A 25,973-nucleotide genomic window follows, 5' to 3' on the forward strand; every position below is an offset into this window, starting at 1 on the left:
CGGGTCGAGAGCCCCCTCTGTTGCAGAGGGGGCTTTCCCTGTTTTGTGGGTGTTGTGTGTTGGGGGGTTGTCCTGGGGGCGGCCCCCCTTTTTTTTTGTGTGTTGTGGGGTTTCTTGTTTGTCCGGGGTGCCCGGCCCCGGCCCGGGAGGTGAATCGGGGCCCTGGCCCCTGGGGGGTTGTCCGCCCGCCCGGGAAGCCCGGCCACAGCCGGGAGGAGAACCGGAGTCCTTCGCGCCAGGGGGTTGTCCGCCCGACCGGGAACCCTGGCCGTAGCCGTGTCAGGTCAGTGGGGTGCCCGGCCCCAGGGGGTCTTCGCGACAGAGGTGAAGGTTTCCAAAAGCTCAGCCGCTTGGAAACGGACGGGGCGCTACGCGTGGGCCCGGCCCCGGCCGCGGTCGGCGCCCGGCAGCTTTGCAGACCGGTGCGTTGGGCGTACGTCCCGGGTGGTGGGGGTGTGATCGCCGGAGCCGGGTGCACGTGGAGCGTGCACACCCGCGCCGCTCGGGGCGGGAGGCAATGGTCCGCCTGCAAACGGCGGGATGCTCCACGCTCGTTTGAAAGCCCGACCACAGATGCTGTAACCCAGCGGTGCCCGCCCTCCGCCACCACAGGGGGGGTGAAGGGAGGTGTTCCCGCGACCGGGCTCCCGAGGGGGGTGGACCGGAGTGTTCCCGCGACCCCGGCCCCGGACCGGAAGAAGAACCGCGACCCCCACGCAGGGGGGGTGTGGACCCGGGCGTGCTCGCGACCGGGCTCCACAAGGGTGAACCGGCGCGGTCCCGCTCACTGAGGTGCCGGTGGCGAAGGCCGTGATCCCCCTTTGTTCCGGACGCCCCCGGGCGGCCAGGGTCCGGGAACCGGGTGCGGGTCGCATCCCTTTCGGGGTGGTGGAGGCCGACGGTTCTTCCTCTCTTCCCCCGACCCCCTTCTGCGGCGGGGGGCGAGCACGCCCGGATCCACCCCTTCTGGGGTCGGGACCGCAGATGTGTCCTGCCTTCACCCCGGCCGGCCGGGGTGTGCGGTCCTTCCTCCGGCCCGGGGCGCAGGCCGCGGGAACACTCCGGTCCACCCCCCTGGGGTACAGGTCGCGGGAACGCCTCCCTCAACCCCCCTGTGGTGGCGGAGGGCGGGCACCATCGGGGTCACCCCACCTGTGGTCGGGCTTTCAAGCGAGCGTGGAGCATCCCGCCGTTTGCAGGCGGACCATTGCCTCCCGCCCCGAGCGGTGCGGGTGTGCACGCTCCACGTGCACCCGGCTCCGGCAGTCACACCCCCACCACCCGGGACGGGCGCCCAACGATGCTCTCCACACTCTGCCGGGCGCCGACTGCGGCCGGGGCCGGGCCCACCCGGAGCGCCCCGTCCGTTTCCAAGCGGCCGGGCTTTTGGAAACCTTCACCTCTGTCGCGAACCCCCCCTGGGGCCGGGCACCCCACTGGCGTGACACGGCTATGGCTGAGCATTCCGGTCGGGTGAACAACCCCCTGGGGTGCAGGCTCCGGTTCGCCTTCCGGCTGGGGCCGGGGTTCCCGGTCGGGTGGGAAACCCCCGGGGCGGGGGTGGCGCGACGCCCTCCGGCAGGGGCTGAGGTTTCCGGTCGGGTACAACCCCCTGGGGCCGGGGCCACGGTTCTCTTCCCGGCTGGGGCCGGGGTTCCCGGGCGGGTGGACAACCCCCCGGGGGAGGGGGCGGCGCGACGCCCTCCGGCCCGGGGCTGAGCTTTCCGGTCGGGTGAACAACCCCCGGGGGCGAAGGAGACGCGACGCATTCCGGCTGGGGCCGGGGACTCCGGTGGGGGTAACCCCCTGGCGCCGGGCCGGGAGGATCACCGCGGCCTGCACCCCTCTGTGTCCGGGACGGAGGCGATGCCCACCCCGGCCCCTCGGAGTCGAAGGAGATGATCCTCCCGCCGACCGTGGCCGGGCCCCCGAACAGACACACCCGCCACCCCCCACAGCGTTGAAAGGACACGGGCGGACACACAAGCAGCCCGACCCGGCTCGGCCCGGACCGCGCAACACGACCACCACGCCCCCACCCCCCGCGCCCAAGGCCACGGAACACCCTCCGGCCATGACCGCGGTCGAGAGGTATCCAGGGCCGGGTGGGAAGGGTGCGCGGGCCTTCACTCTCCCCGGATCGGAGCCGAGAGCACGCCCGGTTCAACCTCCCGGGGCCGGATGAAGCGGTTCGCCCGCCAGGAGGACCGGGACCCGAGACAGGCTCACCCGCACCACGCACCACGCACCACGCACCGCACACCGTGTTAAAGGGATCCGGGAAGAATCCGGGCCCTTACCGCACGAGAACATGCCCCTCCCCCTCGACGGCTCCTCCAGGGCCTGGCCGTGCTCGGCCACGCCCGGGTACGCCCGGGCACCAGGGAGGTTCCCGTTCCACCTCCGGGCAGCCCGTGGGACGGGTCGTCCCTCTGGAACCGTGGGCACTCCGACGAGGCGGGTGGCGGTCGAGGGACCCGCGTGGGGCGTGAAGGGTGTGCGGCTGTTGTGCGGGGGTCAGTCCTCGTCGGCTTCGGGGGTCTCGATGAGCTGCCGGAGCAGCACAGCGAAGTCCTCGTCGCTCATGGCGGACCAGTCCACGTGCTCGTTCATGCTTGCGGTGTCCCCAAACTGGCCACCGATAAGCCTGCGGTACGTGAATTGGTGTGAGAAGTCTGGGTTAACTCCGCATCGTTCCAGGTCGACCCGGACTCAGATACGCCGCTGGAGGGCGCTCCTGCATTCCGGGCAGCGGCAGCGCTTGTTGTACCCCGTGACGGTGCCGTGGGGAAGGGACGGGTCGCGCTGGGCGGTGAGGGTGGAGTCGAGCTGCTCCCCGAACGGCTGGAGGATCCGCGCGGTGGAGAACACCTGCTTGGGGCTGATGTCCAGCTCGGCGGCCGCCTCGTCGATGTGCTTCCCCATCCGGAGTTTCGCGATGAGGCGGGAGCGGGTGCTCGGCGGCATGTCCGCTTCGGCGTTCGCGATCAACTGCTCGACGTCGTCGATGGGGTGGCTCATGGGTTTCCTCTACGTGTGCGGGCGAGCCCGCCGTGGCGGGCATCTTCTGCATCGTACGCGCTTTCCGCAGTTGTGGCCCGTGGTGTCGATGGGACTGTTGTTCCCCTTGTTCTGCTTGTTCCCCCGTTCGAGGCTCTCGTCACTGTTGGTGGTGAGCGACTTTCCCTCTTAATGCATCGAATCAGCCGCTCTTTTCTAGAAACTCATTGCTAGATGCTAGATGCCGTGTTTCGCTGATCACATACCTTCGACACTCTCCGTCATTGGAACGGTGCCATGACCAGTCCCACGGTCCGTCGTCGGCGGTTGTCCGCCGAGCTCCGCCGCCGTCGTGTTCAAGCGGGCCTGACCCTCAGTGATGTCGCCGACGAACTGGAATGGTCGCCGGCGAAGTTGGGCCATATCGAAACGGGAATCCGCAAGTGGCCGTCGGTCATGGAGATCTCGGCGCTGCTGCGGTTGTACGGGGTCACCGGCGGGCAGCGGGAGGCGATCCTCACGCTGGTGCGCGAGTCGCGGATGCGGCCCTGGTGGACCGAGTACGAGGACGTCCTCTCCTCCGCCTACGTCGGCAACGAGGCCGGGGCGGTCACGTTGCGGGTGTACGGCGGGATCCTCGTGCCGGACCTGTTGCAGACCCCGGACTACACGGCTCTGGTGGGCCGTGCCCTCGGGTACGAGGACACGGCGGTGGAGCGGATGGTCGCCGCCTACCTCAAGCGCCAGGAGGTCCTGGAGCAGGTCCGCTACCACGCGATCGTGGAGGAGGACGCCCTCCAGCGGATCTCGGGCGACCGCGGGCTGCTGCGGGCGCAGACCACCCGGATCATCGAGGCGGCCTCCGAGCGGGTCACCGTGCAGCTGCTGCCGACCTCGGCGGGGCCGCACCCGGGGATCGCCGGCCCTTTCTCCGTGCTGGAGTTCGACGAGGACGAGGCGGACCTCGCGTACGTCGACGCCACCCAGGGAGGAACGATCGTGGAAGCGGACGAAGCGGTCGCCACCTGCAAGAAGGTCTGGGCGGAACTGACCCGGATCGCCCTGTCCCCCAAGGCAACGGCCGGGATCCTGCGGCGGATGGCGCTCCTCACCTGACGGCTTGCTAGTCTGCTAGGTGACAACCTCATAAAGTTCTCTACGGAGTCCCCTGCGGGGGCTTCCTGACGAACCGGATCAACGAAAGGGTCCAGACAGTGAAGAAGATCATCGTTCTGGCGCTGGTGGCCCTCGGGGCTTTCGCCATCTACCGCAAGATCCAGGCGGACCGCGCCGAGCTCGACCTGTGGACCGAGGCCACGGCGGCCGGCGAGAACTGAGCCCGTTCGGCGCGGCGCGCGCCGTCCGACGCCAGTGCGCGACACGAAGACGTGGGTGGGCCGACGTTCCCGTGGTGCGGCCCACGGCTTTGTGGCGTTCGATCCCTGACTCCACGGCCCCGCGGTCGTGAACGGGGCTACGCCCTGGTGAGGGTATGCTCTGCGTAGCGACCGGGCCTGGTGCCGGGGTGCGAGGGGCCATAGCTCAGCTGGCAGAGCGCCGGTTTTGCATACCGGAGGTCAGGGGTTCGACTCCCCTTGGCTCCACTCTTGAACGTGACGGGGACTCCCTGCGGGGGGTCCCCGTTTCGTGTTCCCCGGGGCCGGGACCGTTTTCCGGGACAGGGCCCGCTCTTCCCCGGGGGCGGATCGGGCTTTTGGCCCGATGCCCCCCGGCGGGGGCTCGAACGTGCGCGGGCCCGGATGGTGTCCCACCGAGTGGTGTGACTTTTCCGGCCCCGTTCCCACGGATGCGCGTCAGCGGTACCGGGCGGATCGGTGCACCGCCGCCTCCGGCGGCTTCTTCATCCCGGCCGGCGGGCCGCCGGTACGCGGTGGCCCGCCCGGCTTCGGCCGACCATCGCGATGACCCGCAAGGACGCACCCGCACGAAAATCACACCACACCCGGGGACGTGACCCGGGCCCGAAGCCGGGGGCGGCCGCGCCCGCGGAGCGGCCCGCCGGCCGCGGGGGCTCCCACGGGTCGTTCCGCGAGCCTCCGAGCACGGAATTTTCGATCCTCATCGGAAGTCTGGCCGGCGCCGTGCCTCTCGGTGGAGGGTGATACCGACAGGAGGCCGGACCGGCGGGTCCGCCGCCGGATCCCGATCCGGTCGGCGGGCCGACGGAAAGAGAGCCGATCATGCCGCAGTACTTCCTCACCATGCCGCACGACACCGCCGACGAGCCGACGATGGAGTCGATGAAGGAGATGGACCCCGCCGAGCTGGAGGCCGTGCTGGCCGCCGCCGACGCCGTCAACACCGAGCTCCGGGAGGCGGGCGTCCTCGTGTGCGCCGGAGGCCTGCACCCGCCCTCGACCGCGATCACCGTCGACGCGACCGGTCCGGAGATCAGGCGCACGCCCGGCCCGTTCGTCGACGCCGCCGAGTACGTGGGCGGGTTCTGGATCATCGACGCTCCGGACGAGGAGGCCGCGCTGGGCTGGGCCGAGCGGTGCGCCTCCGCCCTGCGGGCGCGCGTCGAGGTCCGCGCCTTCCAGGAGGTCCCCGAGTAGACCCGGGGCAACGCGCGGACGGCCCTGCGCGGCCTGCGCGGCCCGGGCGAGCCGCTGTGGCGTCGGGGGCGGTGCGCCCGCCGGCGGTCGGAGACCGTCCCGGGCCGTTGCCGTGGGCGGGTCTTCGAGCCGCCTGTTCGGCGGATCCGCTAGGCGCGCCGATAGGTCAGGAACAGTGTTCCCGCGGCCGATCTGGAGACGTCGGCCAGTGCCAGGCGTTCGGAGGGCGAGCCGTCCTCGAACAGCCGCCGGCCGCGGCCGGCGACGGTCGGTGCGACGACCAGTTCGAGGACGTCGACCAGCCCTGCCCGCCAGAGTGACCGGGCGAGTCGAATGCTCCCGTGGATGCCGATGTCGCCGCCCTCCTCCTGCTTGAGCCGGGCGACATGGTCGGCGGCCGGAGCGGACACGAAGGTCGATCGCTCCCACCGCCGCTCGGGGACGCCCGAACCGAACACGACCTTGTCCGTCCGGTTCACGAACGTCGCGAACGGTTCGACGTCCGATGTCGGCCAGTAGTCGACCCAGTAGTCGTGTGTGCCGCGGCCCAGCAGCACCGTGTCCTGCCGGGCGATGACCCGGCCGAGATTGTCGAAGACCTCCCGCCCGGGGTCGGAGAACCAGTCGCCCGGCTCCTCGGCCACCCCGTCGAGCGACAGCAGTTGGTAGAGCACCACGTCTCGCATCGGCCGGAACCCCTTCTGTTCATGTGCGCGCCGGGGCGCGGGGCGCGGTGTGAACGCCCGCCCGTCAGGGCGAGTGTCCCGGCTCGGAGCACCCGTGACAAGGGCTCTGCGTGGCGCGCCCTCCTGCGTCGGCCGATGCCCGGGGCAGCGCCTTCCCGGACCGCGGCTGGGCCACGTCCACGGGAGTGGTGTGATTTTGGCTCGGGTGCGTCCTTGCGGGTCATCGCGATGGTCGGCCGAAGCCGGGCGGCCAGCGCGTACCGGCGGCCCGCCGGCCGGGATGAAGAAGCCGCCGGAGGCGGCGGTGCACCGATCCGCCCGGTAACGCTGACGCGCATCCGTGGGAACAGGGCCGGAAAAGTCACACCACTCGGTGGGACACCATCCACGGCTGCGCGGGTTCCATGGCCGAACGGGGCGGCCCCGGTGGGCCCGGCGCCGGGGTACGGCCCACCGGTTCGGTGCGGACGCACACGGCCCGCCCGGTCGGCCGGTGACCGGGCGGGCCCACCGGCGCGGACGCGCGCGGCGACGACCGCACGACGCCGTTCGGGGCGCCGAACGGCACCCTGAGGGCCCTGGACGCCCTGGTCGGAGAGCCGCGGGCGGCCGGCCGGGCGGAGGTGGGGTCGGGGTGGCGCGTGTTCACTCAAGCCCGCCTTATCCGAATTAATCGGCATTGGAGTGTTTGGCGGATAGGCGAGAAAAGTGCGTGTTGAGAGTCCGCGTCAGGGGCGAATGGGGGTTTTGCGTGCGCGCCGCAAGGAATCTTTTCTGTTACTGGTCGGTAGGGATGTGGTGTCCGTCGACCCCGCTCGAAATGGGTGACCTGCGGGGTTGCGGAGTGTGTGTGCCATGGCGTTCGTATAGTCCGTTCGGGGGATACCAGGGGTGAGTGGTCCGCTTCGGCGAGGTCTGTCCGGCCCGGGGCGAACGCTCGTCGGTCGGAGTGAAACCGCAGGTCATCCGGCTTGTCGTGGAATGTTGTGGGTGGAGTGTTTCGCTAGGGTCACAGTAGTCCCCTTCTCTGATGTGGTGTAACTCTCCGTGTGTGTATGATGACACTCCATCTAGGTGCAATGGTCCTACTGGGCCATATGAGAAATAGGCCAGTTGGGGTCTGTTGGTGAACTGAGACGATCCGTAGTTTCGACACCAGCGACAACGAGGAAGACAGCGCGCCGAAACGATCGACCCCCGAAGTCGGCCCGGGCGGCCCCCCGCCCGGATACGTTCCCGTCCTCGGATTCGGCCCGTGTCCTCCTCCCCCGCCGGTGCTGTCGGCCGGCGGGTTTCCGATCACCACACATGCTGATCTTGGGAGTGGGGCAACATGTGGAATGAGAAGATGGCGGCCCGCGCCAAATGCCGGGAGATCGACCCGGACGCCCTGTTCGTGCAGGGAGCGGCCCAGAACCGCGCCAAGCTGATCTGCCGGGGTTGCCCGGTCCGTACCCAGTGCCTCGCCGAGGCGCTGGACAGCCGTATCGAGTTCGGTGTCTGGGGAGGCATGACCGAACGCGAACGGCGGGCCCTGCTGCGTCGGCGCAAGGACGTCACCAGCTGGTACGACCTGCTGACCAGCGCTGAGCGCCGCTACGAGGAGAACCGGGGCCGCCAGGAGGCCCCCCGCGAGGAGACGGCCCCCGTCACCGCGCACCACTAGGATCACGGGGCCGCGGGGAGGACGCGGCCCGCACCGAACGCGCCGGGTGCGGCGCGGGGCCGGGGAGGGGAGAGCCCCGGCGGGGACCGGGCACGACCTGTGGTCGTGCGGAGGGACGGTGCCCACCCCCTACGAAGGTCGAGGCCCGCACCCACGAAGGTCCGCCATCGGGAGGACCGGCGGATCAGGGGAGCATCAGGGACGATCCCGATACCGAAACGCCTTTCCGTCGCGCATCATGGAGGGAGTGCGGCCGTTGCGGTCGCACTCCCAGCGCGGGGGAGAGGGAAAGTGGTCGTGCAGGAACCTCAGCACCCTGTGAGGCGCCCCTGGGAGCGCCCACAGCCTCAGATCCGGCTGACCCACGCCGACAGAGACGCCGTGACCGAAATCCTTCGGGAGGCCTACGGCAAGGGCCAGCTCGACGAAGACGAATTCGAGGAGCGCCTCGACCAGGCGATGCGCGCCAAATTCGGTGCCGACCTGGAACCCCTCACCCTGGACCTGGGGCTCACCCCTCAGGGGCGCCCGGCCACGTCGGCCAAGCCGGCCGCCACCGGCACCGGGGGCGGGGCCCCCGAGAGCACGGCGGTGGAGCGAGTGGTCGCCGGGGTCGCCCACGCGGGCAACTACTTCTTCCCGGTCATCGCCCCGCTGGTCCTGTTCCTGGGCGCCGCGAACATCTCGCCCTACGTTCGCCGCCAGGCGCTGGAGTCGCTCAACTTCCAGCTGGCCTGCATCATCGGCTCCATTCTGAGCCTGGTGGCCATCTGGCTGGTGATCCCGGCGTTCTTCCTGATCGCCATCGTGGTGGGCTGGGCCGTCCTCCCGGCCATCGGCACCGTCGCCGCCCTCGTGGGCAAGGACTGGCGCTACCCGATGCCCGGCCGGTTCCGCCTCGTCAAGGACGACTAGGAGCCGCACCGGGCAGGGTCGGGGAAGGCACGTGCGACGAAGGACGGGAGTGCGGGCGGGACCACCTCGTCCCGGCCCGGCACCCACCGGTCGGCTACCTTCCGGGGCGACCGTTGTCCTTAGAGCGGTCGCTCGCGGCGGCCTTGACCGCCTCCTTGGCGTCCTTCGCCTTCTCGGCGGCGGCACCGGCCTTCTCGCCGGCCTTCTCCGCGACCTTTCCGGCCTTGTCCTCCAGGTCCTCCCGGGTCTCCCTGACCTGCTCGCGGGCCTGGTCCAGGTGCTCCTGCCACTCGGCGTCCTGCGACGCCTGGCGCATACGGACCAGCGAGTACACGATCACACCGCCCACCAGGGCGGCGCCTCCGATCAGGACGGCACGGGGGATGCGGCGACCTCCGTTGCGCAGTCCGCGCAGTCCGCGCCGGGCGGGCTTGGGGTCGACCCGCTGGGCCGCCGCCGTGAGCAGCCCGGCCACGCGCGGGGCCACGGTGTCCTCGACCCGGTTGGCCGCGGTCTCCAGTCGGGGCGCGGTCCAGCCACGGGCCTGGAGGAGCGTCCGGGCCGCCTGTTCGCGGGCCTGGTCCGCGTACGGGCCGAGCCGGTCGGCCTGTTCCTTGGCCAGGTCCTGCAGCCGGGTGATGGCCACCTCGGCCTCCTTGCGTGCCTTGCGACGCTTGGCAGTGATAGGCACGTCGTCAGCTCCTTCGGTCGTTCACCGATTTCATGCGGTCGCACCCGGTGCGGCCGACGGCGGTGCCGACGGCTCGCGCCCGGGCCTTCCCGTCGTCCTTCCCCGTTATCCGGGTGTTATCTCAACATACGTCCTCTCCGTCGGCGATCGGCGTTTCGACACCGCCGACGGGGTAGGTCCGCGACGGGGGGCGAACCGGGCGTACCGTGACGTGGAGGACGTTCTCCCCGGTCTCGCCGGGTTCCGCCGAACCCCGTGTGTCGGACGGGTAACGTGATCTCGTCAACGAAGTCGACCGAAAGGCACTCAGGTGTCGGACTCCAAGGCCCAGCCGACCGCCCGGCTGAACACCTCCAAGGGAACCATCGTCATCCGGCTCTTCGAGGAGGAGGCGCCCGAGACGGTCGCCAACTTCATCGGCCTGGCCGACGGCTCCAAGCAGTGGATGGACCCCGCCACCGGCAAGCCCGGCAACGGCAGCCTCTACGAGGGCACGATCTTCCACCGCGTCATCGAGGGCTTCATGATCCAGGGCGGCGACCCGCTGGGCAGCGGCCGCGGCGGCCCCGGATACACGTTCAAGGACGAGATCCACCCGAGCCTGCGCTTCGACCGCCCCTTCCTGCTGGCCATGGCCAACGCGGGTCCGGGCACCAACGGCTCCCAGTTCTTCATCACCGTGGAGAAGCCCTACTGGCTCGACGGCCGCCACACCATCTTCGGTGAGGTCACCGAGGGCCAGGACATCGTCCAGTCCATCGCCCAGGTGGCCACCGACGCCCAGGACCGTCCCCGCGAGGACGTTGTGATCAACAGCGTGGAGATCACCCGATAGCGGCCGGGAGAGCGCCCCTCGCCGGGGCGTGACCACGGGATACGGGAGCACCCATGGGAACACGGCAGCGCACAGGAGGTAGACCCAGACCATGACCGCCTCTCCCCCGCCGTCCGGAGCCGATCCGGAACCGCGGCGGCCCGTCCGGCGCACCTGCTACCGGCACCCCGACCGGGTGACGGGGCTGTCGTGCACCCGGTGCGAGCGGCCCATCTGCCCGGACTGCATGACGGCGGCGTCGGTGGGGCAGCACTGTCCCGAGTGCGTTGCGGAGGGCAACCGCAGGGTGCCCAAGGCCCGCACCGTCTTCGGTGGCGGGGTCGTCTCGGCCCCGTACGTCACCTGGACGATCCTGGGGCTGATGGGGGTCGGCTACGTCGCCCAGATGCTCACCGCGGGCTCACCGCTCAACACCGCCGGTTCACCGCTGGTGGACCGGCTGGGCATGTGGGGAGGCGGGGTGGCCTTCCGCGGGGAGTGGTACCGGCTCGTCACCGCGGCGTTCCTGCACGCGGGGCTGTGGCACATCCTGTTCAACGGGTGGGCCATGTACGCCCTGGGGCCGCAGCTGGAGCAGTGGCTGGGTCACGGACGCTTCCTGGCGCTGTGGGTCCTGGGGGCGCTGGGCGGCTCGGTGCTGACCCTCCTGGCGGCCCCGGACACGCTGTCCATCGGCGCCTCGGGGGCGATCTTCGCGCTGTTCGGCGCGGTGCTCGTGATCGGCCGCAGGCTCGGACTGGACGTCCGGATGGTGGCGTTGCTGATCGGCATCAACCTGGTCATCACGTTCGTGTTCCCGAGCATCTCCTGGACCGCCCACATGGGCGGTCTGGCCGTCGGCCTGCTGCTGGGGGCGGTCTTCGCCCACCTGCCCGGCAGGTCGGCCGCCCCGCGCACCAGGAACCTCGTCCACACCGGGGCGCTGGTCCTGCTGGCGGTGGTGCTGACGGGGCTGGTCTTCGTGTCCCCGGCGTTCCTGACGGCGCTGTACGTCGGCTGAGCCCGCCGTACGCCGAAGGCCCCCGGAGCACCGCTCCGGGGGCCTTCTCACATCCGCGGTCGGCCCGACCCGGCCGCGGGCAGCACACGGAGAGCCGCCCACCGAGTGGGGCGACCCGCGATCACCGGGGGAGGATCAGTGCCAGCGGGTGGCCAGGATGATGGCCACGATGATGCCGGAGAAGCCGACGGCCAGGTTCCAGTTGCCGAGGTCCTGCATGTAGGGCACGTACTGCCCCGCGATGTAGAAGACCGCGATCCACAGGATGCCCAGGATGAAGAAGCCCAGCATGGTCGGGACCAGCCAGCGCGGGCTGACCTTGGGCTTCTCCTTCGAAGGAGGCGGCGTGTAGACGACCTTCTTCTTGCGATCGTTGCGGGACTTGGGCACGGTCGCTGCTCCAGTACGGGTGGGGCCGGTCATAACGGAAACACAGTCTATGCCCAGCCCGTACCCCGCCGTCACCCCAGGGGCGGCTACGGGAGGGCCGCGAACGGCGACGGGGCCGCCCCCTGGGGCGGCCCCGCCTATGTCCGGTTCCGGTCCGGTCTAGTCCCGCAGCGTGGGCTCGAATATGAACCCGTCGCCCTCCGGCGGGCCCTCGCCGTCCGGGGGCGTCTCATCCCCGTCGCCCGGCGGCTCCGGGGAGTCCGGGTCCGTGGGCTGGTTCGGCTGGGTCGGGGCGATCGCCACCGTCACGGTGACCGTGGTGCCCGGCGCCACCTCCTGATCGGCCGCGATCGACTGGCTGACGACCGTGCCGGGCGGGTTGTTGGGGTCCTCCACCTCGTGGAAGGACGCCGTCAGGCCGCGTTCCTGAAGGGCGGCCTCGGCCTGCTCGCGGGTCATCCCCACCAGGTCGGGGACCTGTGCGTCGCCCGGGCCGCTGGAGACGAAGAGCCGGATCTCGGCGTCCGCGGCGACCTCGCTGCCCGCGGGCGGGTCGGTGTTGATCGCCGTCCCGTCCGCGATGGTGTCGTGGTTCTGCTCCTCGACGGTGACGTTGGTGAACCCGGCCTCGGCGAGCGTGTTCTGCGCGTCGGTCTGGCTCTGCCCGTCCACCGGCGGGATCGCCTGGGCGTCGGGGCCGCTGGAGACGTACAGGACGATCGCGTCGTCCAACGCGATCTCCTCGCCCGCGGGCGGGTCGGTCTCCACGACCGACCCCTCCTCGGCCTCGGGGTCGGCGCGCTGCTCGACCCTGACCTCGGTGAACCCGGCCTCCTCCAGTTCGGCCTGGGCGTCCTCGGCCGACGACCCGACCACGTCCGGGACCGCCGTCGTCTCGGGCTCATCCGCCCCTGGCCCTTCCCGGGTCATCAGGAAGAACACCAGGAAGATCGAGGCGACGACACCGAGGCCGAGCAGCGACCACAACACGATCCTGCCCGTGTTGTTCGGCTTCTCGTCCCGGTAGTCGTCGTAGTCGTCGTCGTAACCGTCGTCGTAGTGGTCCCCGTACCGGTCGTTCGCCGGCGGCAGCATCGTGGTCGCCCCGGCGGCGGCCATCGCCATGTTGCCCGCCTGGGTGGGCATTCCGGCCAGCCCGCGCTGGATGTCGGCCCGCATCTCCGCGGCGCTCTGGTACCGCTGGTCGCGGTCCTTGGCCATCGCCCGCAGGGTGATGTCCTCCAGCCACTCCGGCACCTGCGGGTCCACCTGGGACGGCGGCACCGGCTCCTCGCGGACGTGCTGGTAGGCGATGGACACCGGTGAGTCGCCGGTGAACGGCGGACGGCCGGTCAGCAGCTCGTAGAGCACGCACCCGGTCGAGTAGAGGTCGCTGCGCGGGTCCACCCGCTCGCCGCGCGCCTGCTCCGGGGAGAGGTACTGGGCGGTGCCGATGACCTGCGAGGTCTGGGTCATGGTCGCCTGGTTGTCGTCCATGGACCGGGCGATGCCGAAGTCCATGACCTTGACCTCGGCGCTGCGGGTCAGCATCACGTTCGCGGGTTTGATGTCCCGGTGGACGATCCCGTTGTCGTGGCTGTACTCCAGCGCCCGCAGGATGCCGTCGACGAGTTCCGCGGAGCGCTCCGGCAGGAGCCTGCGGTCGTCGTCGAGGAGTTCCTTGAGCGTCCGGCCGTCCACGTACTCCATGACGATGTACGGGATCGAGAGCCCGTCGATCATGTCCTCGCCGGTGTCGTAGACGGCGATGATCGCGGGGTGGTTGAGGGAGGCCGCCGACTGGGCCTCCCGACGGAAGCGGGCCTGGAACACGTGGTCGCGGGCCAGGTCGTGCCTGAGCGTCTTGACGGCGACCAGCCGGTCGAGTCTCAGGTCTCGCGCGCGGTAGACCTCGGCCATGCCGCCGCGCCCGACGATGCCGTCGAGTTCGTAGCGCCCGCCGAAGAGCCGGGGTTGGGACATGTCGTGTACTGATCCTTGTTCTGGGCCCGCGTGCGGACCTTCTTACTCGGAGCGTCTGCCGCTCATGGCCTCGTCACGTGATCGGTTCGCCACCCTGAGGCGGCTCGCCGCCGCCTTCCCCGCCTTCGCCGCCTTCATCGCCGGGATCGGGGTCCGGATCGGTGGTACCGGGGTCGGTCTCACCGTCGGTCGGCTCCTCGCCTCCTTCGCCCGGGTCGGTCGTGCCGGGGTCGGTCTCCCCTTCGGAGGGCTCCGGGGGATGGCTGGGAGTCTCCTCTGGGGTCGTCGGTGTGTAGTCGGGTGTGTAGTCGGGGACGGCGGGTACGTCGGTGTACTCGTCCTCCTCGGGTTCGGGGGAGGGGCTGGAGGACGGCTCGTCGATGACGACGGGCGTGTCCTCGTTGCGCACGTTGTCCGCGCCGTCGGTGCCGTCACCGCTCAGGAAGAAACCCCCCAGGACGGCGGCGGCGATGAGCACCGCCGCGCCGACCACGGCGAGGATCACCGGCAGGCCGATCCGTCGTCGGGACGCCAGCCTAGCGGAGTCGTTCTCCTGACCAGGAGCTACGGTCTGCTGTCCGGTGGTGCGCCGGGGCGTGATCCCGGTGGTGCGCCCGGCGTCGGGGACCGCGGCCGCCACCCGGGTGGCGGCCACCCCGCCGAACCCGGCGGAGGGCGTGGGCGGTCCGGTGCCCGCGTCGGAGCGGATCATCGCTGCCATGTGCGCGACCTCGCCGGCGGACGCGGGCCGGTCCTCGGGATCCTTGCACAGCAGCAGGAACACCAGGTCGTCGAGCTCGGCGGGGACGTGCTCGGGCAGCGGCGGCGGCTCGTCGCGGGTGTGCGCCAGGGCCAGCGCGACCGGGCTGTCGCCGGTGAACGGCGGCTCCCCGGCCAGGCACTCGTAGGCGACCACACCGAGCGCGTACAGGTCCGAGGACCCGGTGGCCGGCCGCCCCGACGCCTGCTCGGGGGAGATGTACTGGGCGGTCCCCATGACCATGCCGGTCTGGGTCAGGGTGACCGACATGTCGCCGCGGGCGATGCCGAAGTCGGTGAGCTTGAGCCTGCCGTCCCCGGTGACCAGCAGGTTGCCCGGCTTGATGTCGCGGTGCACCACCCCGCGGGCGTGCGCCGCGGCCAGCGCCTGGGCGGCCTGGCCGATGAAGTCCAGGGTCTCGTCGGGGGTGAGGCCGCCGCGCTCCTTGAGGACCTGGGAGAGGGGCTCGCCCACCACCAGCTCCATGATGAGGTAGGCCCGGCCGTCCTCCTCCCCGTAGTCGAAGACCTGGGCGATGCCCGGGTGGGAGAGTCCCGCGGTGATCCTCCCCTCGGTGCGGAACCGCTGTCTGGCGGTGGGCTCGGCCATCTGCGACGGGTGCAGGAGTTTGACCGCGACGGGCCGGTTGAGCAGGGTGTCGGTGGCCTTCCAGACCGTGCCCATGCCACCGGAGCCGATCTGCTCCTCTAGTCGGTAACGGTCGCTCAGAACGGTCCCGGTGAGTCCACCGGGACCGTTCTGGGAAGAAGGTTCGTAGGTGCCCACTACAGAACCACTGCCTCCATCAGTGCCCGCGCGACCGGAGCCGCGAGTTCGTTACCGCTCCCGCCGCCGAACTCCACCACCACTGCGACCGCGACCTGCGGGTCGTCCGCCGGGGCGAACCCGATGAACCAGTTGTGGGTCCGGTCTGTGCCGTTCTCCGCGGTACCGGTCTTGCCGGCCACCTCGATGCCCGGGATGGCGGCGTTGAGGCCGCTGCCCTCGGGCGGCGTGGTGACCAGGACCATCATGTCGGTGAGCATGTCCGCTGTGCGGGCGCTGACCGCCTCGGAGTAGGTGTCCGGGGAGGTCTGGGTGATCACCGACAGGTCGGAGTCGCGTACCGACTCCACCACGTAGGGTCGCATGACGTCGCCGTCGTTGGCGATACCGGCGGCGACCATCGCCATCTGGAGCGGGGTGGCCTCGACGTTGGACTGGCCGATGCCGGCGCGGCCGAGGATGCTCTGGTCGGACTCCACGGGGGCGTAGCTGTCCACCACCGACAGCGGCACGGCCATCGGTTCCTCGGGGTTGAACCCGAACGCCGTCGCCTGCTCGCTGAGCGCTTCTCCGCCGAGTTCCATGGCCCAGTTCGCGAACGAGGTGTTGCACGAGATCTGGATGGAGTGGGCCAGGGTGTCGGGCTGGCCCCCGTTGCAGCTGCCCATGGCGTTGGGCAGCGGCGGACCGGACGGGAACTGGAGCTGGTCCGGTGCCTCCTGGGTGCTGTCCGGGCCCGCGTCCAGGTTCTCGATCGCCGCCGCGGCGGTGACCACCTTGAAGGTCGAACCCGGGGGGTAGCGCTCGTTGAGGGCCCGGTTGAGCAGCGGCTTGCGCTCGTCGTTCTCCAGCTCGACGTACGCGTTGGTCGAGTCCTGCGGGTTGTTGATGTCCACGACCGTGTTGGGGTCGTAGGACGGGTAGGAGATCGCGCCCAGGATCGCCCCGGTATCGGGGTCGAGCGCGACCGCCGCGCCGTTGCGGCCGCCCAGGTTCTCGAAGGCGGTGTACCCGGCCTCCTGCACCTCGGGCACCAGCGTCAGCTGCACCTGGGCGCCCTCGGGTTCGCGGCCGGTGATCATGTCGCGGAAGTTGCGCACGGCCAACCGGTCGTCGCTGCCGTTGAGCAGGTCGTTCTCGACGGCCTCGATGCCGGAGGCGCCGTAGTTGCGGAAGGAGCCCACGATCGGCGTGTACATGTCGCCGCCCTCGTAGACCCGCTGGTAGCGGGCCGGGTCGCCCTCGTCGGCGATGTTCTCCGAGTAGGCGACGTTCTCCCCGCCCACCAGGATGGGGCCGCGGGGGGCGCTGGCCTGTTCGGCGTACTGGCGCCGGTTGAGCGGGTCCTCCTTGATCGTCGGCGCCTGGATGCCCTGGATCCAGGTGATGTTGGCCATGAGGACCAGGAACATGAGCAGGCAGAAGATGCTCAGTCTGCGGATCGTCGTGTTCATCGTCGGATCACCTGGGTCGCACCCTCGTCCTGGATCGCCTGCGGTGCCGGCCGTCGCGCGTTGTCGCTGATGCGCAGCAGGATGCCCATCATGATCCAGCTGGTCAGCAGCGCGGTGCCGCCGGCGGACATGAACGGTGTGGTCGAACCGGTCAACGGGATGACCCGGGAGACCCCGCCGAGCACGATGAAGGTCTGGTACACCAGCACGAACGCCATACCGCTGGCCAGCAGCTTGTTGAACGTTCCGGTGGACGCCAGGGCCACTCGCATACCGCGCTCCACCAGCAGGAACAGGACCATGAGCACGGCCAGCAGGCCGGTCACGCCCAGCTCCTCACCGATGGAGGCGAGGATGAAGTCGCTGTCGGCGGCGAAGATGTCGGTGGGCCTGCCGCCGCCCAGGCCGGTGCCGAACAGGCCGCCGTAGGCCATGCCCACGATGCCCTGCACGAGCTGCTGGCTGCCGCCGACCGCCTCGTAGACCTCCTGGTCGAAGGCGTTGATCCAGATGTTCACACGGGCGCGGACGTGCCAGAACAGGAAGTAGGCGACGGTCGCGCCGGCCCCGAACAGCACCAGGCCCAGGGTCACCCACGAGGAGCGCTGGGTGGCGACGTACAGCATCGCCAGGAACGTGCCGAAGAGCAGCAGCGAGGTGCCCAGGTCGCGCAGGACGACCAGCATGCCGATGGCGACCAGCCAGCCGACCAGGATCGGCGCCAGGTCGCGGGCGCGCGGCAGTTCGATGAGGGTGAACCGGCCGACCTTGAGCGGCTTGCCCACGATCTGGAGCACCTGGCGCTTGCTCATCAGGTACGAGGCCAGGAAGATGACCAGCGCGATCTTGGCGAACTCCGACGGCTGGAACGTGATCGGGCCGATCTTGATCCACAGCCGGGCGCCGTACACCTCGTGGCCGATGACCGGCAGGGCCGGCAGGGCCAGCAGGACCAGCGCGATCAGGGCGCTGATGTAGGTGTAGCGCTGAAGGATCCGGGGGTCCTTCAGGAAGATGATGATGAGGAAGCAGAAGATCAGGCCCAGGGCCGTCCAGACCAGCTGCATGCCCACGCCGGCGCTCTCGATGTTCTCGCTCTCGACCGCGTTGAGCCGCCAGATCATGGCGACGCCGATGCCGTTGAGGAACAGTGCGCAGGGCAGGATGAGCGGGTCGGCGTAGGGGGCCACGAACCGCATCGCCGCGTGGGCGGCGACGGCGAGGGCGCCGAACGTCAGGCCGACGGTCCAGGTCGCGGCCGGGACCCGGCCGCTGAGGTTGAGGCCGGCGATCGCGATGCCCAGCATCGTGATGACGACGGCCACCACGATGAGGACCAGCTCTGCGTTGCGCCGTTTGACGGGGGGGAGTGCGGTGGGGGCCTCGGGCGTCGACGTGTCACTCACCTGGCCTCACCCGCTTCCTTCCTCGGTCTCCGTGCCCTGCTCGCCCTCGGGGGCGGTGCTCTCGCGGAGTGCCTCCACCCGCTGCTGCGCGTCCTGGAGGTCGGAGGCCGGGATGTTGTTCTCGATGGACCGCTGCTCGGCCTCGGACAGCGACTCCAGGGCGAGCCCGGAGTCCTCGACCTGCTCGGACAGGTTGAACCCGGCGATGTCGGTGTCGATGCCGCGGTAGATCGCGACGTTCTGCCCCGACTCGGACGGGGCGATGAAGTACTGGGAGTCGACGTACTGGCGCCCGAAGTAGTAGCCCGCACCGCCGATGATGCCGACGACGACCAGGAAGCCGACGATCATCGGCCACCAGCGGCGGGTCTGCTGCTCGGGCTCGTTGCGGCCGCCGCGCGGGCGGCGCGGGGCCGGGGGCTCCTCGTACTCGCCGTAGGGCTGCTCCTCGTAGGGCGCGCCGTAGGCGCCCCCCGCCGGGGGGCCGTTCGGCGCCGGGGCGCCGGCGTAGGCCGGATCGTCGACGACCGGGTCCATCTCGGCGGTGTCGCCGCCGTTGGAGCGCAGTTCCTGGGCGCGTCTGGCCGGGCTGTCCTGCCCCTGCTCCATCATGTCCCGGCGCTGGTCGGCGGCACCGACCACCTGGGCGGCGCGGGTGGGGCCCTCGCGGTCGGCGTCGGTCTCGATCACGTCGGCGATGACCGCGGTGATGTTGTCCGGGCCACCGCCGCGGATGGCCAGGTCGATGAGCTTCTTGGCGGCCGAACGCAGGTCGGGTTCGGTGGCCAGGGTCTCGTGGATGGTCTTCTTGCTGACCACACCGGACAGGCCGTCGGAGCACAGCAGGTAGCGGTCGCCGACCTTGGCCTCGCTGATGGAGATGTCGGGGTCGACCGGGCTCTTGCCGTCGAGGGCGCGCAGGATCAGGGACCGCTGCGGGTGGGTCGCGACCTCCTCCTCGGTGATCTTGCCCTCGTCGACGAGGGTCTGCACCAGGGTGTGGTCGTGGGTGATCTGCTCGAAGCGCGAGCCGCGCAGCAGGTAGGCGCGGGAGTCGCCGATGTGGATGAGGGCGACCCGGGGACCCGACCACAGCATGGCGGTCAGGGTGGTGCCCATGTTCTCCAGCCGGGGCTCCTCCATGATCCTCCGGGACAGGGAGGCGTTGGCCTGTTCGACGGCCTGCTGGAGGGCCTCGGCCATCTGGTCGGCGGGGTGGTCCTCGGCGTCGAGGCGACTGATCGAGGAGATCGCGATGGAACTGGCGACCTCGCCGCCGGCGTAGCCGCCCATACCGTCCGCCACTGCGAGCAGGTGCTGGCCGGCGTAGCCGGAGTCTTCGTTGCCTTCGCGGAGGCATCCTACGTCGGAGTACGCCGCGTATCGGAGAGCGATTGTCATTTGCGCAGTTCCAGGACGGTCTTGCCGATACGGATGGGCTGACCCACCGTGATGGGCTGGGGGCGGTTCAGCTTCTGTTGGCCGAGGTAGGTGCCGTTGGTCGAATTGAGATCCTCGACGAACCAGCGGCCGTTGTCGGAGTAGACGCGCGCGTGGCGGCCCGACGCGTAGTCATCGGTGATGACGAGCGTCGAGTCGGGTGCGCGGCCGATGAGGATGGGCTGGGACGCGAGCGGGACGGTGGTGCCCGTCAGCGGTCCCTGGGTGACGGCGAGGACGGACGGCTCGTTCCGGCGCGGGCGCTGGGCACGGGCGGGTGCGGCTCCGGAGTGCGAAGGGGCGCCGCCGCGCGTCTCCTGCCGGGCGGCGGGGCGCGGCTTCTTCTTCGGCTTGCGCTTGGAAGGGCCGAAGAGGTCGGTGCGGACCACACCGATCGCCATGAGGATGAACAGCCAAAGCACCGCGAGGTACGCGATCTTGATCAGTATGAGGGTCAAGTTGGACATCGAACTGCTCTTCAGCCCCTGTCGTGCTCCGGCCGGGGTGGCGGTCATCGGCGCCGCCACCGTGTCTTCCCCACCTTCGTTCCGGTGAGTTGAGGTCGCTGGTCCACAGCCCCTCGGGCCGCGGCCATTGTGCCCGATCGGTCGGGTCTTCGCGGAGACTACCTTCCCGGCCGGATATCCGACAGCAGGTCCGAATGGACCCGACCTCGGACTTGACCTTTGTGACGCCGACGCGACGGTGTTGGTTGCGTCCGGATCGCGCCGGCCGGTCGGAACCCTCGGCTGTTGCCGGACTCCGGGTCAGTCGCGGCGGAAGGTCATGGTGGTGCGGCCGAGGCTGATCCGCGTACCGTCCACCAGGCGGGCCTGGCGTACCTGCTGGCCGTTGACGAAGGTCCCGTTGGTGGAACCCTTGTCGACCAGGATGGCCTCGTCGCCGTCCAGGCGGATCTCCACGTGGTGGCGCGAGACGCCGTTGTCGACCAGGCGCAGGTCGCAGTCGGTGCCGCGGCCCAGGAGCGTGACCGGCGTGGTCAGCTCGAAGGACTGCTGCATCCCGTGGCTGGCGATGCTGCCCTCGGCGGTGGCACCGCCGGGGGAGATCAGCAGGCGGGGGCGGCCGGCCTGGCGCTGCGCGCCGGGCGCCGGGTCGCCCACCGGGGTGCGGACCTCGCCCTCCTTGCTCACCATCGTCCCGCGGACCACACCGGAGCGGATGCGGAAGCGGCCGGTCTTGAGGCCCTCGTCGGACCTGAAGTGGACCCGGACCGGGCCGACGAAGGAGTAACCCTGTTCGGTCGCGTAGTCGCGGGCGAGCTTGGACAGCTCCTGTCCCAGGCTGTCCGCGTAGACCTCCAGGCGCTCCTTGTCACTGGCCGCCAGCTCGACGATGAAGTCGTTGGGGACCAGGGTCCGGCCCTGGGCGACGATCGCCGCGCGCTCGTCCATCTCCCGCTGGACCGCACTCGCCACCTCGACCGGTTGCAACTCGGACTTGAAGGCCATCGCGAAGGTACCTTCGATCATGCCCTCAAGCCTGCGCTCGAAGCGTTGGAGCACTCCCACGAGCTACCTCCCTTTGTACTCCACATCCGTATGTGTAGACGATCGTAACCGGGCGATGGTGCCCCTGGTTTCATACGTACCCCCGCAAGAGGGGCGGTCGGGGCTCCGGAGGAGGCCCCGGGAAACGATGTGCGACCCGCGCTCGGAGCGTGCTAGCCTTATCCATGTCGCCAGGGGGAAACGGACGAAAAGCCCGGATCACCTGGCAACATAACTGAATGCATGTCACTCGGGCGGGTGGCGGAACGGTAGACGCGCACGGTTCAGGTCCGTGTGTCCGAAAGGATGTGAGGGTTCAAATCCCTCCTCGCCCACAAGATACCCGGTGGAGATCGTAAGTCGATCGTCACCGGGTTTTTTCGTTGCCCCGCCCCGGCGTTGCGCGGAGCGCCGGGGCGGTCCGCTCCGGGGCCCGTGGCCGGGAGCGGCCACGGGCGCGCCGGACGCCCCCTCCCCCTCTTCGCCTGTCGCGGACCCCCTCAGCGGTCCGGGCCGCCGTGCGCCGCGACCTCCTCGTCCACCGGGTCCAGCCGTACCGTGGCGGTGAGGTGACGGGTGTGGTCGACGGTGCGGGCGGGGCCGGTCAGGTCCACCGCGAAGACGTGGCGGAGGTCCTCGGCGGAGGCCGCCAGTGACAGCTCCAGCCGACCCGGGTCGACGACACGCGCCCCGTCCGGGCCGGTGTAGGACGACTGGTCGGCGTGCACGGTGAAGTCGACGGCGCGCGCCTCCCCCGGTTGCAGGTCGATCCGCGCGTACCCCACCAGCCGCCGCACCGGCAGCGCCACCCGGGCCACCGGGTCGTGCAGGTACACCTGGACCACCTCGGTCCCGGGCAGGTGTCCGGTGTTGCGGACGGTGCAGCCCACGGTCACCTCGCCGTCGGTGGGGACGGACACCGGTGCGCCGTCGCGGGGGCGGCCGCCGATCCACGGGTCCTCCCAGGAGAAGGACGTGTAGGACAGGCCGTGCCCGAAGGGGTGGCGCGGGGTGGGGTCGACCGAGCTGACCTCGCTGCGCCGGGCCAGGGGCGCGCCCAGGTAGGTGGCGGGCTGGCCGCCGGGGGTGCGCGGGACGGAGAGGGGCAGCCGTCCCCCCGGGCCGATCCGGCCGGACAGCACCCCGGCGATGGCGGAGGCGCCCTCCTCTCCGGGCATGAACGCCTGCACGACCGCCGCCGAGGCGTCGGCGACCGCGCCCAGGGCGTAGGGGCGGCCGGTGACCAGGACGGCGACGACGGGGGTGCCGGTGTCGACCAGTGCCTCCCACAGCTCCTGTTGGACCCCGGGCAGCCGCAGGTCCTCGGCGTCGCAGCCCTCGCCGGAGGTGCCGCGGCCGAACAGGTCGGAGCGGTCGCCGAGCACCACAACGCACACGTCGGCCTCCCGGGCCGCCGCCAGGGCGGAGCCGAACCCGTCGGTCTCCGGTCCGTCCACGGAGCACCCGCGCGCGTGGGCGATCCGGGTGTCGGGCAGCTCGCCGCGCAGCGCCTCGTACACGGTGGGGACGCGCACCCCCAGCGGGGTCCCGGGGTGGTTGCGGCCCACATGCGCCGGGAAGGTGTAGCAGCCGAACATGGCGTCGGGCGTGTCGGCGAGCGGTCCGACCAGGGCCAGCGTGCGCGGGGAGGCCAGCGGCAGGGTCCCGCGCGGGTTGTCGAGCAGGACGATGGAGCGCTCGGCCAGGGTGCGGGCCAGGGCGCGGTGCTCCGCGGGGTCGAGGTCGACGGGGGAGCCGTCGGGGTCGGGCGACCAGCCGGGGTCCAGCATGCCCAGGGAGCACTTGTGCAGTAGGACGCGGCGGGCGGAGCGGTCGACCAGCGCCTCGTCGAGTTCCCCGGAGCGGACCAGGGCGGTGAGGCGGTCGCCGTAGCAGTGCGGGTCGGGCAGTTCGACGTCGATGCCGGACTCCAGGGCCAGGGCGCCCGCGCGTGCGGGGTCCTCGGCGACCCGGTGCACGGTGTTCAGGAAGGTGACGGCGAAGTAGTCGGAGACGAGGGTGCCGTCGAAACCCCAGCGGTCGCGCAGCAGCCCGGTGAGCAGCCGGCCGTCGGCGGCGGCCGGAAGCCCGTCGTTGTCGTTGTAGGCGTTCATGACGGACCGGGCGCCCGCGCGCACGGCCGCTTCGAACGGGGGCAGGACGACGTCGGCGAGCTCGCGGGGGCCGACGGACACCGGGGCGTGGTTGCGGCCGGCCCGGGAGGCGGAGTACCCGGCGAAGTGCTTCAGGGTGGCGATGACCCCGGCCGACTGGAGCCCGCGCACGTAGGCGGAGCCGATGGTGGCCACCAGGTAGGGGTCCTCGCCGATGGTCTCCTCGACGCGGCCCCAGCGCAGGTCGCGGGCGACGTCCAGGACGGGGGCGAGTCCCTGGTGGACGCCGAGCAGACGCATGCTCTCGCCGATGCCCGCGGCCATGCTTTCGACGAGGTCGGGGTCGAAGGCGGCGCCCCAGGCCGGCGGGACCGGATGGATGGTGGCCTGCCAGGCGGCCAGGCCGGTCAGGCACTCCTCGTGGGCGATGGCCGGGATGCCGAACCGGTTGGCGGCCATGACCTCGCGCTGGCTGCGGGCCAGGGAGGCGCGGCCCGCGACCGGGTCCACCGGGAGGGTTCCGAAGGGGCGGGTGAGCTGGCCCAGGCCGTTCTCGATGACCTTCTCCCAGGCGAGGGGCTCGCGGGAGGCGTCGTGCTGGTGGGGTGCGACCGGGGCGCCGGAGGCGTCGGCGCTCACCCAGACACCGTTGAGCTGGGCGGTCTTCTCCTCCAGGGTCATGGCGGCGAGCAGGTGGTCCACCCGCTCGCCGTCGGGCAGGGAGGTGTCCCGCCAGGCACCGTCCAGGGGTTCGGGGGGTGGGGTCATCGGGAGGTGCCCTTTCCGTGGTTCAGAAACTTTCGGAAGTTTTATCGAAACCAATGGAACGAGAATGTACGTTCGGCGGGCAGTCGGGTCAAGGAGAGCAGTGAGGTGAATCACGGGAGGGTCGTCGGCCTGGCGAAAAATACCTGTTCATCACGGTATGTAGGCGATGCTCCCCTGAATGATGGCCGGAAGGGGGTCCGAAAATTTCGAGGACGCGTGGTGGCGGGGGCGCTCACCCGCCTCGAACCGGACGGATGACACACTGCGTGCGTGGGAATCACCGAACGCCTTCACGAGATCGGGCGGCCGATGGTCGCCGAACAGCTCGCGCACCCGACCGTCGCCGGCATCGCCCGCGGCGACCTCGACGACCGCGCCTTCCGCTACTGGCTGGAGCAGGACCACCTCTACCTGCTCGACTACGCACGCGCCTTCTCCCGGCTGGCCTGGCAGGCGCCCGACGACCACCTCGCCGACCTGGTGGGCATCGCGCACAGCACCCTCAACGAGGAGCTGGAGCTGCACCGCTCCCTGTCCGGGGAGTTCGGCGCCGACCTCACCACCCGCGACAAGGGTCCGGCCTGCGCCGCCTACACCGCGTGGATCATCGACGCCGCGGCCGATTACCGCGACGGCCTGGCCGCCGTCTACCCCTGCATGTGGGGCTACAACCGGCTGGGCATCGCACTGGCCCGGAACCGGCCGACCGAACCCCGCTACCGCCGCTGGGTGGACACCTACGCCGACCCCGGGTTCACCGAGCTGACCGAGCGGTACGGGCGGATGCTGGAGGAGGCCGACCCCGACCCCGAGCGCGCCGAGCGCTTCTTCCGCGAGGGCATGCGCCACGAGCTCGCCTTCTGGGACACCCCGTACACGGGCTGAGTCCGCCCCCTTGCCGACGAAGGGGGTGCGGGCCGACGGCCCGCACCCCCGCGAGGTCGCCCGGTCAGGGGTCGATGACGGACTCGACGGCGGCGAAGCGGTCGATCTCGCAGCCGTTGCGCTTGTTGAACTCGGTGTCGATCTCGGTGTCGCCGATGTGGCCGGTCACCCGGACCACCTCGGGGCCGCCGATCTGCATCGTGCACATCATGTCGGTGGTGTCGAGCAGGAACGGGTCGGTCCCCACCTCCTCGATCTCCGTGCAAGCGGCCTCCGGGGCGGGGTGGTCACCGCCCTCGGGGGCGCAGCTGAGCGTCCACACCCCTTCCTCGAAACCGGATTCGGGGGAGAGGCCGCCCTCGTCGCTGAGAGAGCGTTCAATGGTCAGTTCCGTGGTGGAGTCGCCGTCGGGCGCCTCCTGGGGGGATTCGGTACCCTCCTCCTCCGCGGAGGGGGCATCCTGGTCGGGGGCGGAGGGACTGGATTCGGATCCGGGCGCCGGGGCACCCACCTCGGTGGGCTCGTTGCCACAGGCCGTAAGGAGCAGGCCGAGGGCCGCGAGCGCGGCGAGGCGGGTCGGCAGGGCCGTCGCGATGGTGTGCTGAGCCATGACGCTTGGACGCCGCCGCGTCACACACGGTTCCCTCCTCCCGGGGAAAATCTCCGGAGGATTCCGGAGGAAACAGATCTGATGGGGGTCATGGATGTTCGGCAACGTGCCCGAGGTCAACGTCACCGAGGTTCCCGAGGACGGGTACCTGCTCGACGTGCGCGAGAACGACGAGTGGGCGGCCGGCCACGCGCCCGCGGCCGTGCACATCCCGCTCGGTGAGCTCAACACCCGGGCCGGGGAGATCCCGCAGGACCGCAAGGTGTACGTGGTCTGCCGTGCGGGCGGGCGTTCGGCCCAGGCCGTCGCCGCCCTCAACAACGCGGGCTGGAACACGGTCAACGTCGCCGGCGGCATGCAGTCCTGGGAGCGTTCCGGACTGGACATGGCGGCCGGTTCGGACACCGAACCGAGGGTGATCTGAGTCGCATCGGGCCCGGAAAGCGATCGGATTGCCCAAAGCCCTGCCCCGCAGGGCTCTCGGGTGGCACTATGAC

The 25,973-nt window shown here is 70.7% G+C and carries 22 protein-coding genes and 2 tRNA genes; 11 read left to right on the forward strand and 13 right to left on the reverse strand.

The window, feature by feature from the left end:
• Positions 1–2,712: 2,712 nt before the first annotated feature.
• Positions 2,713–3,021: a hypothetical protein gene (locus QJS33_RS20905; protein ID WP_220564069.1), complete on the reverse strand. Its 309-nt coding sequence runs from the start codon at positions 3,019–3,021 to the stop codon at positions 2,713–2,715.
• Positions 3,022–3,297: 276 nt separating this feature from the next.
• Here QJS33_RS20905 and QJS33_RS20910 point away from each other — a divergent pair, with 276 nt between their 5' ends.
• From QJS33_RS20910 to QJS33_RS20925, 4 genes are all read left to right on the forward strand, one after another.
• A complete protein-coding gene (locus tag QJS33_RS20910; RefSeq protein WP_306369731.1) occupies positions 3,298–4,116 on the forward strand; it encodes a helix-turn-helix transcriptional regulator in 819 nt (272 codons plus the stop codon).
• Between the two features lie 98 nt (positions 4,117–4,214).
• Positions 4,215–4,337, forward strand: a complete 123-nt coding sequence (locus QJS33_RS20915) for a DLW-39 family protein (protein ID WP_218619584.1) — start codon at positions 4,215–4,217, stop codon at positions 4,335–4,337.
• Between the two features lie 194 nt (positions 4,338–4,531).
• A tRNA-Ala gene (locus QJS33_RS20920) sits at positions 4,532–4,604 on the forward strand.
• A 597-nt stretch (positions 4,605–5,201) separates the two neighbouring features.
• Positions 5,202–5,576, forward strand: coding sequence for a YciI family protein (locus QJS33_RS20925; RefSeq protein WP_306369732.1), 375 nt, complete (start codon positions 5,202–5,204; stop codon positions 5,574–5,576).
• A gap of 149 nt (positions 5,577–5,725) precedes the next feature.
• Here the strand turns inward: QJS33_RS20925 and QJS33_RS20930 are convergent, their stop codons facing one another.
• Complete coding sequence (locus QJS33_RS20930; RefSeq protein ID WP_306369733.1) at positions 5,726–6,262, reverse strand: dihydrofolate reductase family protein; 537 nt, start codon at positions 6,260–6,262, stop codon at positions 5,726–5,728.
• A gap of 1,333 nt (positions 6,263–7,595) precedes the next feature.
• Between QJS33_RS20930 and QJS33_RS20935 the strand changes: the two genes are divergently transcribed.
• Both QJS33_RS20935 and QJS33_RS20940 read left to right on the forward strand, forming a co-directional pair.
• A complete protein-coding gene (locus QJS33_RS20935; RefSeq protein WP_306369734.1) occupies positions 7,596–7,928 on the forward strand; it encodes a WhiB family transcriptional regulator in 333 nt (110 codons plus the stop codon).
• 318 nt (positions 7,929–8,246) lie between these two features.
• Positions 8,247–8,843, forward strand: coding sequence for a DUF1707 and DUF4870 domain-containing protein (locus tag QJS33_RS20940; protein ID WP_306369735.1), 597 nt, complete (start codon positions 8,247–8,249; stop codon positions 8,841–8,843).
• A gap of 94 nt (positions 8,844–8,937) precedes the next feature.
• Here QJS33_RS20940 and QJS33_RS20945 read toward each other — a convergent pair whose 3' ends face one another.
• Positions 8,938–9,534, reverse strand: a complete 597-nt coding sequence (locus QJS33_RS20945; RefSeq protein WP_306369736.1) for a hypothetical protein — start codon at positions 9,532–9,534, stop codon at positions 8,938–8,940.
• A 310-nt stretch (positions 9,535–9,844) separates the two neighbouring features.
• Between QJS33_RS20945 and QJS33_RS20950 the strand changes: the two genes are divergently transcribed.
• On the forward strand, positions 9,845–10,369 hold the full coding sequence (locus QJS33_RS20950; protein WP_306369737.1) for a peptidylprolyl isomerase: 525 nt from the start codon (positions 9,845–9,847) through the stop codon (positions 10,367–10,369).
• A 91-nt stretch (positions 10,370–10,460) separates the two neighbouring features.
• Positions 10,461–11,369: a rhomboid family intramembrane serine protease gene (locus QJS33_RS20955; RefSeq protein ID WP_306369738.1), complete on the forward strand. Its 909-nt coding sequence runs from the start codon at positions 10,461–10,463 to the stop codon at positions 11,367–11,369.
• A 135-nt stretch (positions 11,370–11,504) separates the two neighbouring features.
• Here the strand turns inward: QJS33_RS20955 and QJS33_RS20960 are convergent, their stop codons facing one another.
• The 8 genes from QJS33_RS20960 to QJS33_RS20995 all read right to left on the reverse strand — a co-directional run bounded on the left by QJS33_RS20960 (position 11,505) and on the right by QJS33_RS20995 (position 21,114).
• Complete coding sequence (locus QJS33_RS20960; protein WP_220564078.1) at positions 11,505–11,759, reverse strand: cell division protein CrgA; 255 nt, start codon at positions 11,757–11,759, stop codon at positions 11,505–11,507.
• 159 nt (positions 11,760–11,918) lie between these two features.
• Complete coding sequence (gene pknB, locus QJS33_RS20965) at positions 11,919–13,742, reverse strand: Stk1 family PASTA domain-containing Ser/Thr kinase (RefSeq protein ID WP_306369739.1); 1,824 nt, start codon at positions 13,740–13,742, stop codon at positions 11,919–11,921.
• Between the two features lie 73 nt (positions 13,743–13,815).
• Complete coding sequence (locus QJS33_RS20970) at positions 13,816–15,288, reverse strand: serine/threonine-protein kinase (protein WP_306369740.1); 1,473 nt, start codon at positions 15,286–15,288, stop codon at positions 13,816–13,818.
• Positions 15,288–16,742 (reverse strand): penicillin-binding protein 2, encoded by a 1,455-nt coding sequence (locus QJS33_RS20975; RefSeq protein WP_306369741.1) that lies wholly within the window; start codon positions 16,740–16,742, stop codon positions 15,288–15,290. The genes QJS33_RS20970 and QJS33_RS20975 overlap by 1 nt, the downstream gene beginning before the upstream one ends.
• The gene (locus tag QJS33_RS20980) at positions 16,739–18,148 is read right to left on the reverse strand and encodes an FtsW/RodA/SpoVE family cell cycle protein (RefSeq protein WP_306369742.1); all 1,410 of its coding nucleotides are present in this window, start codon (positions 18,146–18,148) and stop codon (positions 16,739–16,741) included. Before QJS33_RS20980 ends, QJS33_RS20975 begins: the two co-directional genes overlap by 4 nt.
• Positions 18,149–18,154: 6 nt before the next feature.
• Positions 18,155–19,549 (reverse strand): Stp1/IreP family PP2C-type Ser/Thr phosphatase, encoded by a 1,395-nt coding sequence (locus QJS33_RS20985; protein WP_306369743.1) that lies wholly within the window; start codon positions 19,547–19,549, stop codon positions 18,155–18,157.
• Positions 19,546–20,103 (reverse strand): FHA domain-containing protein, encoded by a 558-nt coding sequence (locus tag QJS33_RS20990; protein ID WP_306369744.1) that lies wholly within the window; start codon positions 20,101–20,103, stop codon positions 19,546–19,548. Before QJS33_RS20990 ends, QJS33_RS20985 begins: the two co-directional genes overlap by 4 nt.
• A 252-nt stretch (positions 20,104–20,355) precedes the next feature.
• Entirely contained in the window at positions 20,356–21,114 is a 759-nt protein-coding gene (locus tag QJS33_RS20995) for a DUF3662 and FHA domain-containing protein (RefSeq protein WP_220565429.1), read from the reverse strand.
• A gap of 237 nt (positions 21,115–21,351) precedes the next feature.
• Between QJS33_RS20995 and QJS33_RS21000 the strand changes: the two genes are divergently transcribed.
• A tRNA-Leu gene (locus tag QJS33_RS21000) sits at positions 21,352–21,434 on the forward strand.
• 165 nt (positions 21,435–21,599) lie between these two features.
• Here QJS33_RS21000 and QJS33_RS21005 read toward each other — a convergent pair.
• Positions 21,600–23,981, reverse strand: coding sequence for a glycoside hydrolase family 3 N-terminal domain-containing protein (locus QJS33_RS21005; protein ID WP_306369745.1), 2,382 nt, complete (start codon positions 23,979–23,981; stop codon positions 21,600–21,602).
• Positions 23,982–24,251: 270 nt separating this feature from the next.
• Between QJS33_RS21005 and QJS33_RS21010 the strand changes: the two genes are divergently transcribed.
• Complete coding sequence (locus QJS33_RS21010) at positions 24,252–24,866, forward strand: TenA family protein (RefSeq protein ID WP_306369746.1); 615 nt, start codon at positions 24,252–24,254, stop codon at positions 24,864–24,866.
• A 64-nt stretch (positions 24,867–24,930) separates the two neighbouring features.
• Here the strand turns inward: QJS33_RS21010 and QJS33_RS21015 are convergent, their stop codons facing one another.
• Entirely contained in the window at positions 24,931–25,476 is a 546-nt protein-coding gene (locus QJS33_RS21015) for an SSI family serine proteinase inhibitor (protein WP_306369747.1), read from the reverse strand.
• 94 nt (positions 25,477–25,570) lie between these two features.
• On the opposite strand from QJS33_RS21015, the gene QJS33_RS21020 reads away from it, so the two are divergent.
• Entirely contained in the window at positions 25,571–25,900 is a 330-nt protein-coding gene (locus tag QJS33_RS21020; RefSeq protein WP_306369748.1) for a rhodanese-like domain-containing protein, read from the forward strand.
• The last annotated feature ends 73 nt before the right edge of the window (positions 25,901–25,973 follow it).

It is taken from the genome of Nocardiopsis sp. CC223A, from assembly GCF_030766825.1.
Taxonomy (GTDB): domain Bacteria; phylum Actinomycetota; class Actinomycetes; order Streptosporangiales; family Streptosporangiaceae; genus Nocardiopsis.